Source organism: Haloarcula sp. Atlit-47R (genome assembly GCF_003665985.1).
GTDB lineage: Archaea > Halobacteriota > Halobacteria > Halobacteriales > Haloarculaceae > Haloarcula > Haloarcula taiwanensis.
Window position 1 is genome coordinate 1 of record NZ_QPLQ01000034.1, and the last position, 552, is coordinate 552.

General features: G+C 62.9%; 2 protein-coding genes and 1 pseudogene. All 3 read left to right on the forward strand.

Annotated elements, in window-relative coordinates:
* Window positions 1–227 (forward strand): 50S ribosomal protein L44e (locus DVK00_RS20715; RefSeq protein ID WP_121578513.1); only part of this gene is annotated, 227 nt, incomplete at its 5' end.
* Between the two features lie 3 nt (window positions 228–230).
* A complete protein-coding gene (locus tag DVK00_RS20720; RefSeq protein ID WP_004044235.1) occupies window positions 231–425 on the forward strand; it encodes a 30S ribosomal protein S27e in 195 nt (64 codons plus the stop codon).
* 18 nt (window positions 426–443) lie between these two features.
* Window positions 444–552 (forward strand): annotated as a pseudogene (locus DVK00_RS20725) (translation initiation factor IF-2 subunit alpha); the annotation flags it as partial.

The window sequence follows — 552 nt, forward strand, 5'->3', positions numbered from 1 at the left end:
AACACGAGGTCGAGAAAGTCCGGAGCGGCCGCCCGACCGGCATGAAGTGGAACGCCCGTCAGACGCGACGCGGCAAGGCCACGATCGGTAACGCCGGTAAGTTCTCCAAGGTTCCCGGTGGCGACAAGCCGACGAAGAAGACCCACCTGAAGTACATCTGCTCCGACTGTGGCAAGGCCCACATGCGCGAGGGCTGGCGCGCCGGTCGCCTGGAGTTCCAGGAGTAAATCATGGCAGGAAACTTCTACAAGGTCGCGTGCAGCGACTGCGAGAACGAACAGGTCGTCTTCGGAAAAGCCTCCTCGGTCGTCAACTGCGCCGTCTGCGGGACGACCCTCGCCACGCCGACCGGCGGCAACGCCGAATTCCACGGCGAGGTCGTCGAGACGGTCGAGCGTCGCGACAGCGACGAACTTGAGGCGTAACTCCCTGGAGGACCTCGTATGAAGTACAGCGGATGGCCTGACCCCGGCGAACTCGTCGTCGGAAAGGTAGACGACATCGCGGACTTCGGCGTCTTCGTCGACCTCGAAGAGTACGAAGACAAACGCG

Coding starts and splice junctions, on each gene's coding strand:
- DVK00_RS20720 (WP_004044235.1), top strand. CDS start 231: ATGGCAGGAAACTTCTACAAGGTCGCGTGCAGCGACTGCGAGAACGAA.